Source organism: uncultured Neglectibacter sp. (assembly GCA_937958185.1).
Taxonomy (GTDB): domain Bacteria; phylum Bacillota; class Clostridia; order Oscillospirales; family Acutalibacteraceae; genus Acutalibacter.
Window position 1 is genome coordinate 70171 of the sequence record CALFFN010000009.1, and the last position, 16762, is coordinate 86932.

Annotated in this window: 15 protein-coding genes; 14 read left to right on the forward strand and 1 reads right to left on the reverse strand. The window is 58.1% G+C overall.

Annotated elements, in window-relative coordinates:
* The 10 genes from AB8996_RS02710 (at nt 1) to AB8996_RS02755 (ending at nt 12449) form a co-directional block, all read left to right on the forward strand.
* Complete coding sequence (locus tag AB8996_RS02710; protein WP_369297437.1) at nt 1–4350, forward strand: PolC-type DNA polymerase III; 4350 nt, start codon at nt 1–3, stop codon at nt 4348–4350.
* A gap of 133 nt (nt 4351–4483) precedes the next feature.
* Nucleotides 4484–5689: an ATP phosphoribosyltransferase regulatory subunit gene (gene hisZ / locus AB8996_RS02715; protein WP_369297438.1), complete on the forward strand. Its 1206-nt coding sequence runs from the start codon at nt 4484–4486 to the stop codon at nt 5687–5689.
* Nucleotides 5686–6336 carry an ATP phosphoribosyltransferase gene (gene hisG, locus AB8996_RS02720; protein ID WP_369297439.1) on the forward strand — a complete coding sequence of 217 codons (651 nt, stop codon included), beginning with the start codon at nt 5686–5688 and terminating at the stop codon, nt 6334–6336. The genes hisZ and hisG overlap by 4 nt, the downstream gene beginning before the upstream one ends.
* On the forward strand, nt 6333–7628 hold the full coding sequence (gene hisD, locus AB8996_RS02725; RefSeq protein WP_369297440.1) for a histidinol dehydrogenase: 1296 nt from the start codon (nt 6333–6335) through the stop codon (nt 7626–7628). Before hisG ends, hisD begins: the two co-directional genes overlap by 4 nt.
* Nucleotides 7629–7646: 18 nt before the next feature.
* On the forward strand, nt 7647–8708 hold the full coding sequence (locus tag AB8996_RS02730) for a histidinol-phosphate transaminase (RefSeq protein WP_369297441.1): 1062 nt from the start codon (nt 7647–7649) through the stop codon (nt 8706–8708).
* A 9-nt stretch (nt 8709–8717) separates the two neighbouring features.
* Nucleotides 8718–9302, forward strand: a complete 585-nt coding sequence (gene hisB / locus AB8996_RS02735; RefSeq protein WP_369297442.1) for an imidazoleglycerol-phosphate dehydratase HisB — start codon at nt 8718–8720, stop codon at nt 9300–9302.
* Between the two features lie 70 nt (nt 9303–9372).
* Nucleotides 9373–10464 carry a 1-(5-phosphoribosyl)-5-[(5-phosphoribosylamino)methylideneamino]imidazole-4-carboxamide isomerase gene (hisA, locus tag AB8996_RS02740; protein WP_369297443.1) on the forward strand — a complete coding sequence of 364 codons (1092 nt, stop codon included), beginning with the start codon at nt 9373–9375 and terminating at the stop codon, nt 10462–10464.
* 2 nt (nt 10465–10466) lie between these two features.
* Nucleotides 10467–10790 carry a phosphoribosyl-ATP diphosphatase gene (hisE, locus tag AB8996_RS02745; protein WP_369297444.1) on the forward strand — a complete coding sequence of 108 codons (324 nt, stop codon included), beginning with the start codon at nt 10467–10469 and terminating at the stop codon, nt 10788–10790.
* Nucleotides 10787–11350, forward strand: coding sequence for a class I SAM-dependent methyltransferase (locus AB8996_RS02750; RefSeq protein ID WP_369297445.1), 564 nt, complete (start codon nt 10787–10789; stop codon nt 11348–11350). Before hisE ends, AB8996_RS02750 begins: the two co-directional genes overlap by 4 nt.
* A 46-nt stretch (nt 11351–11396) precedes the next feature.
* On the forward strand, nt 11397–12449 hold the full coding sequence (locus AB8996_RS02755) for an acyltransferase family protein (RefSeq protein ID WP_369297446.1): 1053 nt from the start codon (nt 11397–11399) through the stop codon (nt 12447–12449).
* Between the two features lie 64 nt (nt 12450–12513).
* Here the strand turns inward: AB8996_RS02755 and AB8996_RS02760 are convergent, their stop codons facing one another.
* Entirely contained in the window at nt 12514–14748 is a 2235-nt protein-coding gene (locus tag AB8996_RS02760) for a polysaccharide pyruvyl transferase family protein (protein ID WP_369297447.1), read from the reverse strand.
* A gap of 178 nt (nt 14749–14926) precedes the next feature.
* On the opposite strand from AB8996_RS02760, the gene AB8996_RS02765 reads away from it, so the two are divergent.
* The 4 genes from AB8996_RS02765 to rpmA all read left to right on the forward strand — a co-directional run bounded on the left by AB8996_RS02765 (nt 14927) and on the right by rpmA (nt 16728).
* On the forward strand, nt 14927–15607 hold the full coding sequence (locus AB8996_RS02765; RefSeq protein WP_369297448.1) for a methyltransferase domain-containing protein: 681 nt from the start codon (nt 14927–14929) through the stop codon (nt 15605–15607).
* A gap of 170 nt (nt 15608–15777) precedes the next feature.
* Nucleotides 15778–16086: a 50S ribosomal protein L21 gene (gene rplU, locus AB8996_RS02770; protein WP_369297449.1), complete on the forward strand. Its 309-nt coding sequence runs from the start codon at nt 15778–15780 to the stop codon at nt 16084–16086.
* A 4-nt stretch (nt 16087–16090) separates the two neighbouring features.
* Nucleotides 16091–16414: a ribosomal-processing cysteine protease Prp gene (locus tag AB8996_RS02775; protein WP_369297450.1), complete on the forward strand. Its 324-nt coding sequence runs from the start codon at nt 16091–16093 to the stop codon at nt 16412–16414.
* A 29-nt stretch (nt 16415–16443) separates the two neighbouring features.
* Nucleotides 16444–16728 (forward strand): 50S ribosomal protein L27, encoded by a 285-nt coding sequence (gene rpmA, locus AB8996_RS02780; RefSeq protein ID WP_369297451.1) that lies wholly within the window; start codon nt 16444–16446, stop codon nt 16726–16728.
* Nucleotides 16729–16762: the final 34 nt, after the last annotated feature.

Genomic DNA, 16762 nt, shown 5'->3' on the forward strand with positions numbered 1-16762 from the left:
TTGAATACATTGGGGAAATTTTTTCAAAAAGAGCTGGCGGGCAAAACCTTTCCAGAGGTCTTGCAGAACGGCGAAATACTCAGCTTTTCGGTGAACCGGGACGACCGGGCGGTGAAGATATCCGCCCGGTTTTCGGAGTTTGTGGAGTATGAAGAGCTGCTGGATTTTTCCGACGCCCTGACAGGACCCGCCTTTGGGCTGAGCACGGTGAAAATACTGCCCCGGTTCCCGGCGGAAAGCTTTTCCGCCAAATGCGCCACCTCTCTGGTGCTGGCGCTGAAGGAAATGGACGCCATGCTGAACGGCACCTTCAAGCAGGCGGAGGCGGAGTATCAGGACGGCGTTCTGCGCATTCGCCTTGCCCACGGCGGGTACGACCTGCTGGCAGCCCACAACACCGATGTAAAGCTGAAGGAGCTGGTCCGCTCCTGGTTCGGCGTGGAGTGCTCGGTAAAGTTTGAGGGGAAGCTGGAGGTAAAAGAGGGCGAGGGCACTCTGCTGGAGCAGGTGCGCACCGAGGAGGTAAAGCGCCGCCGGGAAGCAGCCATTCAGGAAATGGAAGAGTACGAGGAAGCCATGGAGGAGCAGGCAAGCCGCCGGAAGATCAGCGTCCGCGACGAGCGCACCCTGCTGCCCACCATTATCCCGGAAACGGCAAAGCCCGTGCTGGGCGCCGTGCCGAAAGGGAAGCTGACCCCGCTGAAGGACGCCGCCATCGACCTTGGCAATATCGTGGTCTGGGGAGAGATTTTCTCGGTCGAATCCAAGGAGACCCGGGACAAAGCACGGAAAATCTACAGCATTGACATCACCGATTATACCGGCTCGGTCACTTTGAAGCTGCTGCAGAACGCCAACGAGTGCAAGGAGCTGGACAAGCTGAAAGCCGGGCAGTCCCTGCTGGTGCGGGGCGGGCTGGAATATGATAAATACGACAGGGAAAACGTTATGCGCCCCAGAGCCATCGCCACCGTGGATCAGGTAGAGGTGGTGGACGACGCTCTCACAAAGCGGGTGGAGCTGCATTTACATACCAGTATGTCCGATATGGACGGCATGACCCCTCCGGCGGAGCTGATCCGGCAGGCGCACAAATGGGGGCAAAAGGCGGTTGCCATTACCGACCACGGCGTGGCGCAGGCGTTCCCGGAAGCCATGAACACCGTGGAAGCCATTCGGAAGGACGGCTCGGATTTCAAGGTCATCTACGGCACGGAAGCCTATTTTGTCAACGACCTTGTCCCTGCCGTCACAGGAAGCAGCGACCGCTCCCTGGACGACGATTTTATCTGCTTTGATTTGGAAACTACAGGGCTTTCCGCCGCCAAGGAGCGCATTACGGAAATCGGCGCCGTCCGGCTGCACAACGGCGAGGTGACCGACCGTTTCGACACCTTTGTGGACCCGGAGCGCCCCATTCCCCCCAATATCACGGAGCTGACCGGCATTACCGATGAAATGGTGCAGGGCGCGCCGAAAGAAGCGGAAGCGCTCCGAGCCTTTTACGATTTCTGCGGCGACGGCAATATCGTGCTGGTTGCCCACAACGCCGGGTTCGATACCTCTTTCCTGCGGGCGGCAGGGGAGAGAACGGGGATACCCTTTGAGTATACCTACATAGATTCCATTCCCATCTGCCGTTCCCTGCTGACAGATATCAAAAACTGCAAGCTGGACACCGTGGCGGCTTATTTGAAGCTGAAGCCTTTCCAGCACCATCGGGCGGACGACGACGCCGCCACCCTGGGGGAAATTTTCCTGAACCTGTTAGGAAGGCTGAAGGAAGACCAGAATGCCAAAACCGTGGCGGATATCAATTCCGCCCTGGCTGGCGGCGATTCCAAAAAGCTGCCCTCCTACCATCAGATCATTCTGGTGAAGAACCACACAGGTCTGAAGAACCTGTACCGCCTGATCTCCGCCGGGCATCTGGAGCATTTCTACCGCCACCCCCGCACGCCCAAAAGTTTGCTGGACCAGTACCGGGAGGGGCTGCTGATCGGCAGCGCCTGTGAAGCGGGAGAGCTGTTCCGTGCCATCGTCCGGGGAGATTCCTTTGAGAACCTCTGCAGGATCGCGGAATATTACGACTATCTGGAGATCCAGCCCATCGGCAACAATATGTTCATGGTGCGGGAGGGCAAGACGGACATCGAGGGCTTGCGGGAATATAACCGCACCGTGGTGAAGATCGGCGAGAAGCTGAATAAGCCTGTGGTCGCCACCTGCGACGTGCATTTCAAGGACCCCAAGGACGCGGATTTCCGAAAAATCATCATGGCGGGGCGCGGCTTTACCGACGCGGAGGAGCAGGCACCCCTGTATATGCGCACCACTGCGGAAATGTTACAGGAATTTTCCTATCTGGGCAAGGAAAAGGCATATGAGGTGGTGGTGACGAACCCCAACAAGATCGCGGATATGATAGACTATATCCGCCCTGTCCCCATGGGGAATTTCCCTCCCTTTATCGATGGCGCGGAGGAACAGCTGAACTCCATTACATGGCAGCGGGCAAAGGAGCGCTATGGGGACCCTCTGCCGGATATCGTGGAAAAGCGGCTGGAAAAGGAGCTTGGCTCCATCAATAAGCACGGCTTCTCCGTGCTGTACATGACGGCGCAGAAGCTGGTGGCGAACTCCGAGGAGCACGGCTATCTGGTAGGCTCTCGTGGTTCGGTGGGGTCTTCCTTTGTGGCGAGCATGTCCGGCATTTCCGAGGTGAACCCTTTGGAGCCCCACTATGTCTGCTCCAAGTGTAAGTACAGCGAATTTATTACCGACGGCAGCTATGATTCCGGCTTTGACCTGCCCCCCAAGGACTGTCCCCACTGCGGCACCCTGATGGACAGGGACGGGCACACCATTCCCTTTGAGACCTTCCTGGGCTTCGACGGCGACAAGGTCCCCGATATCGACCTGAACTTCTCCGGCGAGTACCAGAGCGGCGCCCACCGCTATACCGAGGAGCTGTTCGGCAGGGACAACGTGTTCAAAGCCGGCACCATTGCCACCGTAGCGGATAAGACCGCCATCGGCTATGTGCGGAAATACGCTGAGGAACGGGGCATGACCTTCCACAAAGCCGAGGAAAAGCGGCTGGCGCTGGGCTGTACGGGCATCAAGCGCACCACCGGGCAGCACCCCGGCGGCATGATCGTCATTCCCCGGGGCATGGAGGTCTACGATTTCTGCCCGGTGCAGCACCCGGCAAACGATCAGAAGTCCGACAATATCACCACCCACTTCGACTTCCATTCCATTCATGACAACGTGTGCAAGCTGGACGAGCTGGGGCACGATGTGCCCACCATTTACCGCTATCTGGAGGACTATACCGGCATTCCCGTGATGAAGGTCTCCATGAGCGACCCGGAGGTCATGAGCCTGTTCGAGTCCCCTGCAGCTCTGGGCGTGACCCCGGAGGATTTGGGCGGCGTGAAAACGGGCACCCTGTCCCTGCCGGAGCTGGGCACCAATTTTGTCCGTGGTATGCTGGAGGAATCCCACCCGAAAACCTTCTCCGACCTGCTGCAGATATCCGGCTTGTCCCACGGCACCGCCGTGTGGCTGGGCAACGCCCAGGAGCTGATCCAGAATAAAACCTGCACCATTTCCGAGGTCATCGGTACCCGCGACAGCATTATGACCTATCTGCTGAACAAGGGCCTGGCTCCGAAAATGGCGTTCAAGATCATGGAGATCACCCGAAAGGGCAAAGCTTCCAAGCTGCTGACCGAAGAACATATCGCCGCCATGAAGGAGCATGGTGTGCCCCAGTGGTACATCGACTCCTGCTTCAAGATTCAGTATATGTTCCCCAAGGCGCACGCCGCCGCATATATGATCTCCGCCCTGCGGCTGGGCTGGTACAAGGTGCACCGCCCGCTGGAATTTTACGCGGCATATTTTACCGTGCGCAGCGATGATTTTGACGGCGCTTCCGCCATCGCGGGCAAGGACGCCGTTGCCCGGAAAATGCAGGAGCTGGACACGAAGATCAAGAACCGGGAAGCCAGCGCCAAGGAAGAATCCGAATTTTCCACCCTGCAGATCATCAATGAAATGCTGGCGCGGAAAATCGAGCTGCTGCCGGTGGACTTATATCAGTCCGACGCCACCAAATTCCTGGTGGAGGACGGGAAGATACGCCTGCCCTTTTCCTCTTTGGGCGGCGTGGGCGGCTCAGCCGCCATCAGCCTGATGGAAGCGCGGCAGACCGGGGGCGAATACATCTCTATTGACGACCTGCAGTCCCGCGCCAAGGTTTCCAGCGCCGTGATCGAGACCCTGCGCGGCGTGGGCGCTCTTGCCGGAATGCCGGAAAGCAGCCAGACAACGCTGTTCTGAGTTGACAGAAGGATTCCCTGCCTGACAAAACGGCAGGGAATCTCTGCTGTTTCAGGGAAAGCAGAGCTTTTTCTTGACAAACGCCGTTTGATAGTTTATTATAGTAGCACGCTAAAGTGAAAGGGCTGTTCTTATGAAAAACTACAGCAAGATCACCCCGGAGGGGACCCGGGACATTCTGTTTGAGGAATGCCTTGCCCAGCGGGAAGCACAAAGGAGGCTGTCCCGCATTTTTTCGCTGCGGGGCTACCATGAGGTGCTGACCCCCGGATTGGAATATTATGACGTGTTCAGCCTGCCCGGGGCGGCGCTGCCCCAGCAGGAAATGTATAAGACCACCGATAACCACGGCAGGCTGCTGGTAGTCCGCCCCGATTCCACCCTGCCCATTGCCCGCATGGCGGCTTCCCGGCTGCAGGACAGCCCCCGTCCGCTCCGGCTGTTCTATGACCAGCACATTTACCGCAACCGCCCCGACCTGTCCGGGCGCAGCGACGAATGTGCCCAGATGGGCATTGAGCTGCTGGGCGCCGCGGGGCTGCGGGCAGATCTGGAGGTCATCTCCCTTGCCGTGGAAGCGCTTTCCGCCTGCGTGGAGGATTTCCGGGTGGAGATCGGTCACGCCAGGCTGTTCCCCGCGCTGGCGAACCGCCTTTCTCTGTCCCCGGAGCGGCGGGAAGAGCTGCGGCTTGCCATCGAATCGAAAAATTACGGCGTGCTCAGCGAGCTGCTGGACCCTCTGGGCATCAGCCCGGAGGTGGAAGCCATGAAGCGCCTGCCCCGTCTTTTCGGCGGGGAGGAGGTCTTGCAGGAAGCGGAGCACTGGTGCACCGATGAAGACAGCCGGGAAATGCTCGCCTATTTGAAGCGGCTGTACAGCGCCCTGAAGCAGCTCGGTCTGGGCGACCGCCTGATGGTGGATTTGGGGCTGGTGCAGCCCAACGATTACTACACCGGCGCGGTATTCAGCGCTTACGTGGAGAACCACGGAGACGCCATACTTTCCGGCGGACGGTACGATGACCTCTGCGGCAAATTCGGGGCGCCCATGCCCGCCGTGGGCTTTGCCATGGACTTAGACGCCGCTGCCGCCCTGCTTCACGACCCGCTGGTGACTGCGGAAGCTCCCGAAGCCCTGATCTACGGCGAGCCGGGCTTTGAGATACGGGCGCAGAAGCTTGCCGCCAAGCTGACCGCAGAGGGGAAACGCTGTGAAGTTTCCATATTTGACACGCTGGAGGAAACCCTCAGCTATGCCGGGGAACGGAATATCCCAAAGGTTTTCCGGGTAATGGAAACCACGGAAACATGGAACACGGGAAAGGGGGAAAGGCTGTGAATCCCTTACGGATCGCCCTGACAAAGGGCAGGCTGGAAAAATCTACCGTAGCGCTGCTGGAACAGTCCGGCATGGACTGCTCCGCGCTCCACGACAAGGGCAGGCGGCTGATCCTCCCGGTGAAAGGGGAAAATACCTCCCTGCAGGTGGTGCTGGCGAAGGCGCCGGACGTCATTACCTATGTGGAGCACGGCGTCTGTGAGCTTGGCATCGTGGGCAAGGACGTCATCATGGAGCACGGCGGCAGGTTCTTTGAAATTCTGGACCTGCAGTTCGGCAAATGCGGCTTTGCGCTGGCGTGCCCGAAGAACACCGACTTTTTCCACGGCTACGAAAGCAAGACCATCGCCACCAAATATCCCAATGTGGCAAGGCGGTACTTTGAAAGCAAGGCAATGGACGTGCGCATCATCAAAATCGAAGGCTCGGTAGAGCTTGCCCCCCTGCTGGGGCTGGCGGACGGCATCGTGGACATCGTGGAGACCGGGGCGACCCTCCGGGAAAACGGGTTGGAGGTAGTGGAGCAGGTCGCCGGGGTGTCGGCGCGGCTCATCGTGAACCCTGCCGCCATGAAGCTGCGGAAGCGGGAGATTGAAGACCTTGCGGCGCGATTGGAAGCGCAGAGAAAACAGGAGGAAAGCATATGATAAAAACAGTGACAGGAAGCAGGGAGACCTGCCGCTCCTTTCTCAAGGACCTGAAAGCCAGAGTGGGGCAGACAAGCCCGGAAATTGAGCGCACCGTTGCCGAGATCATCGAAACCGTCCGGCAGGGGGGAGAGGAAGCGGTCAAGAGCTATTCCCGGAAATTTGACGGCTGGACACCGGATACGCTGGAATTGACCCGCCCGGAAATGGAAGAGCTGGCAAAAGCCTGCGACCCCGCCTTTTTGGAATCTCTACAGCTGGCGGCGGAAAATATCCGCGCCTTTCACCGGCGGCAGAAGCAGCAGAGCCGCATTGACCCCATGGCAAACGGCGTCATCACCGGGCAGCGCGTTCGCGGACTGCACCGGGTGGGGGTCTATGTCCCCGGCGGCACGGCGGGTTATCCTTCCTCCGTGCTGATGAACGTGATCCCTGCCAAGGTCGCCGAGGTGGGAGAAATTATCATGGCGACCCCACCAGGCAGAGCCGGAAAGCCGGACGCCAACATCATTGCCGCGGCGCTTATTGCCGGGGTGGACCGCGTGTTCCTCATGGGCGGCGCCCAGGCGGTGGCGGCGCTGGCATTCGGCACGGAAACCGTGCCCAAGGTGGATAAGATCGTAGGACCCGGCAATATCTTTGTCGCCACCGCCAAGAAGCAGCTTTACGGCGTGGTGGATATCGACATGATCGCCGGACCCAGCGAAATACTGATCCTGGCGGACAGCTCCGCCGACCCGGAATTCCTCGCCGCCGATCTGATGAGCCAGGCGGAGCACGACCCCATGGCGTCGGCTATTTTGATTACCGACGACGCGTCACTGGCGGAAAGCACCGTGACCGCCCTCACTCGGCAGCTGGAAACCCTGTCCCGCAGGGAGATCATCGAACAGTCTCTGGACAGGTTCGGCGCGGTGATCGTCTGCGATACCATGGACGAAGCGGTGGAATTTGCCAACGACCTTGCCCCGGAGCATTTGGAGGTCTGCTGTGAAAATCCCTTCCCGTACCTGGGCAGGCTGGACAACGCCGGATCGGTCTTTTTGGGAAATTATTCCCCGGAGCCTTTGGGAGATTATTTTGCCGGGGCAAACCACGTGCTCCCCACAGGGGGCACCGCCCGGTTCTTCTCGCCCCTGTCCGTGGACGATTTCATCAAGAAATCCAGCTTTATCTACTATCCAAAGGAAGCGCTTTGGAACGCCGCGCCCCACATTATCCGGCTGGCGGAAACAGAGGAGCTGACCGCCCATGCCAATTCCATTCAGGTGCGCCTGAAGGCGAAGCAGTGACAGCGGGGATATTCCAATATGTATATTTTCAGCGAAAAATTAAAGCAGCTCAAGCCCTATGACCCGGCGGACCCGGCTGGAAGGCTCCGGCTGGACGCAAACGAATCCTTTCTCCCCCTGCCCGAGGGCGCGGTGGAGGAAGCCCTCCGAAGCCTGCCGGAATTTAACCGCTATCCCGACCCGGCGGCAAAGGAGCTTTGCGCTGCCTTTGGGGATTTTTACGGCGTTCCGGCGGAAAATGTGGTGGCTGGCAACGGCTCCGATGAACTGATCACCGTGCTGTTTTCCGCCTTTTTGCAGAAAGGGGAAGCTTTTGCCACCGTAGAGCCGGATTTTTCCATGTACGCGGTGAACGGCTTCCTGCAGGAAGCCCGCCATGTAAAGCTGCAAAAAGACAGCAAAAATGATTTCCGGCTGGATATTGACAAGCTGATCGAAACCTGCAACAATGAACATATCAGGCTGTTGATTTTCAGCAATCCCTGCAACCCCACCTCCGTGGTCTGTCCCAGAGAGGACATTCGGCGGCTTTTGCGCAATGTCAGCGCTCTGGTGGTGCTGGACGAAGCCTATATGGATTTCTCCGACCAGAGCCTGCTGCCGGAGTTCCAGGACCATGACAATCTGGTGATCCTGCGCACCTGCTCCAAGGCAGTGGGCATGGCGGCGCTGCGCCTGGGCTTCGCCGTGGCGCGAAGGGAGCTGTCGGACGCTGTCCGGGCGGCAAAGTCCCCCTATAATGTGAATTCCCTTTCCCAAACTGTGGGCGCTGCCGTCCTTCGCAGGAAAGAGGAGCTTGCCGCCGCCCGGGAGACGATCTTGCAGTCGAAAGCCCAGCTCGTTTCCGGGCTGGAAGCCATCGGGAAAGACGTTCCGGGGCGCTTCCGCCTGCTGCCCGGCGAAACAAATTTTGCGGCGCTGGTCCTGCCGGACGGAGAAGCCGCCTACCGTTATTTTTGGGAGCGGGGCGTCGCCCTGCGCTATACCGGCGGGCTGCTCCGCATCACCTGCGGCAAGCCGGAGGAAAACAGGCGGGTTTTTGAAGTGTTTCGGGAATATCTGAACCAAACAGAGAAATGAGGAATGAGTATGGAACGGTACGCCGAACTGCACAGAGAAACAAAGGAAACGGAGGTCTCCGTGGCGCTGTCTTTAGAGGGCGGCGAGGTGAAGATTTCCACCGGGGTCGGCTTTTTCGACCATATGCTCACCGCGCTTGCCGTTCACAGCGGGTTCGGGCTGACGGTTAAAACAGTGGGGGACTGGGCGGTGGACTGCCACCATACCATTGAGGATACCGGCATCGTGCTGGGACAGGCGTTTGCGAAGGCGCTGGGCACAAAGCAGGGCATTCGCCGCTACGGCAGCGCTTTCATTCCCATGGACGAAGCGCTGGGCTTCGCCGCCGTAGACGTCAGCAGCAGACCCTTCCTGGTGTTCCACGGGGAGTTTCCCCAGGAGCGTGTGGGCGATTTTGACACGTGCATGACGGAGGAATTTTTCCGCGCCTTTGCCGTGAATGCCGGGCTGACTTTGCATTTGGACTGTAAATACGGGAAAAATTCCCATCATATGATAGAAGCCCTCTTTAAGGCGGCTGCCCATGCCCTGAAGGACGCCGTTTCCCTTTCCGAAGACGAAAGCGCCGTGCTGTCCTCCAAGGGAACGCTGTAGAAAATGAGTTGCGGCGCGTTTGCGCTGCTGGGTGCAAATATGATATCCCGACGAATGGAGAGGAAAGAGCATGATCGTTTTACCGGCTATTGATCTGCAGGGCGGCAGGTGCGTCCGGCTGTACCAGGGGGACTACAGCACCGCCGAGGTGGTAGCGCCAGACCCGGTCTCCACCGCCCGCTGGTTTCAGGAGCAGGGGGCGCACTGGATCCATATGGTGGACCTGGACGGCGCCAAGGACGGCGAGCCGAAAAACGCCCAATTGATTTTTGACGTGCTTCAAAATACTGACGCTCACATCGAGGTGGGCGGAGGCATTCGCAATATGAAAACGGTGGACTACTACCTTTCCAGGGGCGTCAGCCGGGTGATTTTAGGCTCTGCCGCCCTGCGAGACCCCGGTTTTGTCCGGGAAGCGGTGAAAGCCTACGGCAAAGAGATCGCCGTGGGCATTGACGCGCTGGACGGAAAGGCCGCCGCCGAGGGCTGGACGGAACAGAGCGAAATAGGCTATCTTGACCTCGCCCGCCGCATGGAGGAGCTGGGCGTCCACTACATCATTTTTACCGACATTTCCCACGACGGCATGATGAACGGACCCAACCTTGTCATGCTGGATAAGCTGAACCAGGCGGTAAGCTGCAACATCATCGCCAGCGGCGGCGTCAGCAGCCTGCTGGACCTGGTCGCCCTGTACGATCTGGGGCTGTACGGCGCCATCGCCGGGCGTTCGGTCTATAACGGCGCGCTGGATCTGCGGGCTGCCCTCATTGCCTGCCACAAGATTTCCCAGAAGCGCCCGAAAACCGCCGCAGCCGTGGACGATGAGATCGACCGCTATTTCCAGAAATCCGACCTGCTTCCCACCATCATTCAGGACGATGACACGGAGGAAGTGCTGATGCTGGCGTACATGAACCGGGAGTCCATGAAAAAGACCTTTGAGACCGGGGAAACCTGGTTCTACAGCCGCAGCCGGAAAACTCTGTGGCACAAGGGGGAGACCTCCGGGCACATTCAAAAAATCGTCAGCGCCTTTACCGACTGCGATGACGACACCCTGCTGCTCCGCGTCAAGCAGACCGGCGCGGCATGCCACACCGGGAACCACAGCTGCTTTTTCCGGCAGCTGACCACCGATTCGGAAAAGAAAGAGGGATAACGATGGATATTTTGCAGGAGCTGTATGAAACCGTCCTTTCGCGGAAAGCCGAAAAAGCGGAGGGCTCGTACACCTGCTACCTGTTTGAGCAGGGGCTGGATAAGATTTTGAAAAAATGCGGCGAGGAGTGCAGCGAGACGATCATTGCCGCCAAAAACGGAAAAATGGAGGAAACCGTAGGGGAGATCAGCGACCTGCTGTACCACCTGACGGTGCTGATGGTCAACGAGGGTATCCCCTATGAGAAGGTGGAAGAGGAGCTTGCCCGCAGGCACCGGAAGCAGGGAAATTTGAAAACTTTTCACCAGACGGACAAAAACACATGAACGAAAAAAGCTGCCCCTGGAACTGGCGGGAGAAGGTGCTGGATTTCCTGAAATCGGACAGCCGGGTGCTGGATTTATCCCCCGGGGACGGGACGTTCCTCCTGTCCCTTCGCCACCCCGGGGAGCTTTGCTGCACCCTTCCGCAGCCGGAAGACCCTCTGCCCTTCGAAGACAACAGCTTTGACATTGTGCTGAATAACGGCGGCAGGTACAGCTTGCCGGAGGTGCACCGCGTGTGCAAGCCCGGCGGTTTTTTCCTTGTCCAGCAGTTTGGCAGCGAGCATATGTTTTCGCTGCGCCGTCTCCTTTCCCTGAGCGTGCCGGAGCGGCGGGACTACAATCTGGAAAACGAGCTGCCCAGGTTCCAAAATGCGGGCTTCCGCATCATGTATCGGAACCAAGCCTATCCCACCCTGCGCTTTTCCGATGTGGAAGAAGCGCTGGCGTATTTCCCGGGGAAGGAGGAAGCTCTCCGACCGGGGCTGGAAAAATATTTTGCTTCCCACGATTTTCTGGAAACAGAAGAGCACCGCTTCCTTATTATCGGGAAGAAACGGTGACGGGAAATATTAGTTTACATAATTTTTTTGAAATGAGGGAAACACAATGAAACAGGGGCGGAACCACTCTGTTGATATTTTGCGGCTCGTTGGGGCGTTTGCGGTGATCTGCCTGCACAATTTCAGCGCCAGCGGCGTGTGGGCAGCGGAGGATATCGTGGCGGTCACCCGATTTGCTGTGCCCCTGTTTTTCCTGTTTTCCGGCTATTTTGCCGCCCACTTTACCGTAAAGCGGAAGCTGCGGCAGATTTTGAAGATTTTCCTGCTGGGCGCGGCAGGAAACCTCCTTTACCTTGCCCGGGAGCTGCTGCCCATCAAGAACAGATATTTTTGGATCGGTCGGTTCCGGGAAATTTTCACACCCGCGGCGCGGAAAACCTTTCTTTTATGGAATGAATCGCCATTGTCCGGGCATTTGTGGTTCCTTTCCGCCCTGCTGTACGTGCTGCTTCTGGATTTGGTTTTTTCATTGCTGCTTTCCAAATGGAAGCACCGCCGCCCGGCGCTGTGGTGTGTGACGGGTCTCCTGCTGTTCGGCGGGCTGGTGCTGTACCATGTTCGCACCGCCGCCCCTTCTGCGGGGTTCCCCCTGTACTGCTACCGCAACTATCTGTTTTTTGGCTTGCCCTTCTTCCTTACAGGGAAGCTTTTGCGGGACAGCGACCGCTGGCACAAGCCCCTGCCGCTGCCCGCTTATCTGCTCGGGATCCCCGCGCTGTGCCTGACCGCCCTGCTGGAATACCATTTTACCGGGGCTTGGGAGCTGTATCTCAGCTCCATTGGCATGACTTTGCTGCTTTCCCACCTTGCCGTGAACCACCCGCTGCAAAGCTGCCCTGCTCCGGCGGCGCTGGCGGCATGGCTGGGACAGCACACCAGCCTGCTGATCTACCTTTTGCACATTTTCTTTCTGGATTGGGTGCGGGGCGCGTATTACGCCCATTTTCCGTGGCAGTACGGCTTTGGGCTGTACCACTTCATTCCCCTTGCCGTGTTCCTGCTCACCACCGCGGTCAGCGCCCTGCCGCCCCTGTGCCTGCTGGCGGTCAGAAAGCTGGCAGCCCGGAAAAAGGGCGCGCCGAAACCTGGCGCCGAATAAGCATAAGAAAACGGCAGAGCGTCCTTTTTGGGCGTTCTGCCGTTTATCGTTGCGATAAAATATGTCAGTCCTGCTTCAGCAGCTTCCTGACAGCCTCGCTGTTGCGTTTTTCCACTGCCAGCAGGCGCTCCGCGTGCTGCCGCAGGGTCTCCCGGTCGGGGATCTGTGCCACCGCCCTGTCAAGGTCGGCGATCAGCTTTTCCGCGGTCACTTCTTTAAGGTCCAGACAGGTGCCGTAGCCCAGATAGCGCAGGAAAGAGCCGATCTTCGGGTCGTAGGAAACGCCCACCAGCGGTACGCCGCTGAGCGAGGACAGGATCAGCCCGTGCAGCCGCATGGAAACCACCACGTCCATATAGGACAGGGCGGAGATGAGCATTTCCGGCTCGGTGCTGTCGTCCAGAATATGATAGGGGCAGTCCAAATGCTCAATGACCTGCATGGCGGCAGTGGTGTCGTGGTACACGTTCAGGGAGAGGAACACCGGGGTCAGGTCATAGAGGTCGTAGGCGTATTGGGCGCATTTTGCAAAATCCTCAGCTTTTTCCGCAAAGCCGTACCAGGTGCGCAGCATGAAGCAGAGATATTTTTTCCCGGGGGTCAGCCCGTGATTTTTCAAATAGATTTCCGTGTCCGCCGGAGAGCAGCGTTCCAGCGCCAGCGCCGGGTCGGAGCTTAGCAGCACCTCCGGCTTCTGCACGCCGAAGCTTTCCAGCTCCTTCATGGAATCCTGCTCCCGCAGGGTGATGATGTCCGCCGAGCGTTCCAGCACCTTTTTCACCATGCGGATATCCCGCTTCCCCGTGACGGGACCAATGCCGCAGCCGTACATATCCACCTTGTTGCCCAGCAGCTTTGCCGCCCGCAGGGTAAAGAGGTAGTACCATAGGCTGCGGTGGCTGGTGGCGTTTTGGATCAATGTGCCGCCGCCGTTGATATACAGGGTGGATTTCCGCATGGCAAGCAGCATTTTCGGCACGTTCAGGGTATAGATGGAATCCACCCGGTAGCGCTTTTTAATGCTCAGGGTGTTCTTTGCCAGCACCGTGATGGGCACGTGCCTGTCCAGCTTCTGCACGGACTGGATAATGGACTTCAAAATGGCGTCGTCCCCGGCGTTTCCGTGCCCGTACGCGCCGCAGATGATGACCCCGTCCCGCTTGCCCTGGCGGTTCCGTTTCCGTTCCTCCCGCTCTAAAACGCTCCGATAGATCTCCAGCTGGTGCTCCACCATGCGGTCGATGGAAAATTCGGTGGAAGCCTTCTGGTACAGCAGCTCGCCCATTTCATTCCGCAGAGCTTCGTCGTTTGCCAGCGTGACCAAATGCTCTGCCAGCTGGTGTTCGTCCCCCGGGGTGAAGATCAAGCCGTTTTTGCCGTCGTCTATCAGTACGGGTACGCCGCCCACCCGGGAAGCAATGGTCGCCCGGTGCATTCTGGCGCCCTCGGTCAGCGCGTAGGGGAAGGTCTCGGAAAGAGAGGTCAAAAGGTTGATGTCGATGGCGTTGTAGAAGGAATTCATGTCCTTGACCCACCCGGCAAAGCACACCCGGTCGGCGATCCCCAAAGACTTTGCCAGATTCTGCAGCGCTTCTAAATCCTCGCCGTCCCCGGCAGCCACCAGCCGCAGGTGGGGATTTTTTTCTATCGCCAGCTTCATGGCTTTCAGCAGGGTGGGATAATCCTTCACCGGGTTCAGCCGGGCGGCAATGCCTGCCACCACGTCGCCGGCCTGGCAGTCCACCCCCAGCGAGCGCAGGTATTCCTCCCTTGGCACGGTGGTGATGGGAGTTTTGAAGTCGATGCCGTTATAGATGGTGTAAATGCGCTCGGCGGGAAAATCCCGCTCGATGAGAATGTCTGTCATGGGGTCGGACACGCCAATGTAATAATTGACCCGCCGCAGCGCCAGCATATTGGTGGTGCCGTAGGAAAGCCGCGCCACCGGGCGCCCCAGATAATCCAGCCGATAGTCGCTGTGCACCGTGGTGATCACCGGCGCGTGAAGGTGCTTCTTGATGAGATTTCCCATCAGGTTGCCCCTTGCGCCGTGACAGTGAATGATGTCTATTTTCCCGCTGCCGATCAGCTTTTTCAGCTCCCGCAGCCCCACCACGGGATTGCCGGATTCTATCACGTCGATGGGAATGCCCATACGTTCCGCGTCCTCGGAAAATTCGCCCCGCCGGAAGCAGACCAGCTTTGCGTCGATAGAGTGGTTCAGTTCCCGCAGCAGATTCAGCACGTGGGTCTTCGCCCCGCCGGAATCTCCGCCGCCAATCAAATGAAGTACCTTCATAAAATCCCCAAACACTTTCCTGAATACTTTGGTTCCCGTTTCACTTATTATATCCGTTCTTTCCGGCTGGGTCAAGGAAAGAGAGGCTTTCCAGAAAAAAGATTGGGCTTGACAAAGAAAATGATATGCGCAACAATGGATCATGGCAGTTTAACAGCAGAAAATGAGGATAAAATTTATGGAACAGAAACTGGAAGAGATGGGGGCGTTTTTTGACGCCCGCAGTGAAGATTACGACGTGGTGCACCCAGGGCACATTGGCGGCTTGGAAAGCAAGCGCGTCCCGGCACGGTATCTGCCGGAGCAATGCGCCACCCTGCTTGATCTGGGCATCGGCACCGGGCTGGAGCTGGAAAGCATTTTCGCGCGGTTCCCGAACCTCACCGTGACAGGCGTTGACTTATCCGGGGAGATGCTCCGGCTGCTGCGGAAAAAGTATCCCGGCAAGGCACTGGACCTGCACCAGATGAGCTATTTTGATTACGACATGGGGGAGGGGCGCTTCGACGCCGCCCTCACCGTGATGACCCTGCACCACTATACCCACGAGGTGAAAACAGACCTGTACCGCCGTATCCTGAAAGCCCTCAAGCCCGGCGGCGTCTATATCGAAAGCGATTATATGATCCCAGAGGGCGCGACGGAGGACCCCCAGGCAACGGAGGATTTCTTCTTCGCCGAGTATGAGCGCTTAAAGCGGGAGCAGGGCTTGGAGCAGGGAAAGGAATACCATTACGACACGCCCTGTACCGTGGAGAACCAGAAGAAAATGCTCCGAAACGCCGGGTTTTCCCAGGTGGAGCAGGTCTGGCAGGAGGATTCCACCGTGGTGCTGGTGGCAAGAAAGCCGGAAAACTGAAATTTTTCTTGACTTTCCTCCCGCCCCTGTGCTATAGTATACAAGCCGCATATGGCAGGTTGCGGGGCAGTATGCCCATTTTGCAGAAAGCAGGCGGGGTTTTCGGGAGATTTCCCGGAGGGTCCGCTTCACCTGAGCGTAGCGAGACTAAAGAAAAGGCAGGAAAAGAAATGTTTGCAGTCATTGAAACAGGCGGAAAGCAGTACAAGGTTCAGTTTAACGACGAAATTTACGTGGAAAAGCTGAACGCCGCCGACGATGAGACCGTGGAGTTCCCGGTGGTCGCTCTCTTCGACGAGGGGGAGACCAAGGTGGGCGACCCTTATGTAAAGGGCGCGACCGTTACCGGCAAGGTAGTGAAGTCCGGCAAGGGCAAGAAGATCACCGTGTTTACCTACAAGCCCAAGAAAAATTCCAAGCGCAAGCTGGGGCACCGTCAGCCCTACACCAAGGTGCGGATAGAAGCCATCAAGGGCTGAGCGCATGATTCACACCGCCTTTCTCACGACGCCCTCCGGCGCTCTCATGGGCTTTTCCATGCAGGGGCATTCCGGCTACGGCGAGGAAAATACCGATATCGTCTGCGCGGCTGTTTCTTCCGCCGCCTACCTGACGGTGAACACCGTCACCGACGTCCTCCACGTCACGCCCCTTTCTCTGCGGGTGGGCGATGGGGAAATGTTTTTCCGAATCGAGCAGAAGGACGAACCCGCCTGCCGGGATTTACTGGCAGGGCTCAAGCTCCACCTGGTGCAGCTGGAAGAACAGTATTCCGGCTACCTGAAGGTGGAATATCTGGAAATTTGATTCACATTTACTGAAAGGGAGAGATTTTCATGCTGAAAGTAAATATCCAGCTTTTCGCTCACAAAAAAGGAATGGGCTCCACCAAGAACGGTCGTGATTCCGAGTCCAAGCGTCTGGGCGTAAAGCGTGCGGACGGTCAGTTCGTGCTGGCTGGCAATATCCTGGTCAAGCAGCGCGGCACCAAGATCCACCCCGGCACCAATGTGGGGCGCGGCTCTGACGATACCCTGTTCGCTCTGGTGGACGGTCACGTAAAGTTTGAGCGCATGGGCGCCGACCGCAAGAAGGTCAGCGTGTACGCCATCGAGCAGTAATTTTTCAAAAAATGGGGATACTTTAAGGAAACGC

Excerpts from the sequence above, each read along its gene's own strand:
- hisZ (WP_369297438.1), top strand. The coding sequence starts at position 4,484 with ATGAAAAACTACAGCAAGATCACCCCGGAGGGGACCCGGGACATTCTG.
- hisD (WP_369297440.1), top strand. The coding sequence starts at position 6,333 with ATGATAAAAACAGTGACAGGAAGCAGGGAGACCTGCCGCTCCTTTCTC.
- AB8996_RS02730 (WP_369297441.1), top strand. The coding sequence starts at position 7,647 with ATGTATATTTTCAGCGAAAAATTAAAGCAGCTCAAGCCCTATGACCCG.
- hisB (WP_369297442.1), top strand. The coding sequence starts at position 8,718 with ATGGAACGGTACGCCGAACTGCACAGAGAAACAAAGGAAACGGAGGTC.
- hisA (WP_369297443.1), top strand. The coding sequence starts at position 9,373 with ATGATCGTTTTACCGGCTATTGATCTGCAGGGCGGCAGGTGCGTCCGG.
- hisE (WP_369297444.1), top strand. The coding sequence starts at position 10,467 with ATGGATATTTTGCAGGAGCTGTATGAAACCGTCCTTTCGCGGAAAGCC.
- AB8996_RS02750 (WP_369297445.1), top strand. The coding sequence starts at position 10,787 with ATGAACGAAAAAAGCTGCCCCTGGAACTGGCGGGAGAAGGTGCTGGAT.
- AB8996_RS02755 (WP_369297446.1), top strand. The coding sequence starts at position 11,397 with ATGAAACAGGGGCGGAACCACTCTGTTGATATTTTGCGGCTCGTTGGG.
- AB8996_RS02760 (WP_369297447.1), bottom strand. The coding sequence starts at position 14,748 with ATGAAGGTACTTCATTTGATTGGCGGCGGAGATTCCGGCGGGGCGAAG.
- AB8996_RS02765 (WP_369297448.1), top strand. The coding sequence starts at position 14,927 with ATGGAACAGAAACTGGAAGAGATGGGGGCGTTTTTTGACGCCCGCAGT.
- rplU (WP_369297449.1), top strand. The coding sequence starts at position 15,778 with ATGTTTGCAGTCATTGAAACAGGCGGAAAGCAGTACAAGGTTCAGTTT.
- AB8996_RS02775 (WP_369297450.1), top strand. The coding sequence starts at position 16,091 with ATGATTCACACCGCCTTTCTCACGACGCCCTCCGGCGCTCTCATGGGC.
- rpmA (WP_369297451.1), top strand. The coding sequence starts at position 16,444 with ATGCTGAAAGTAAATATCCAGCTTTTCGCTCACAAAAAAGGAATGGGC.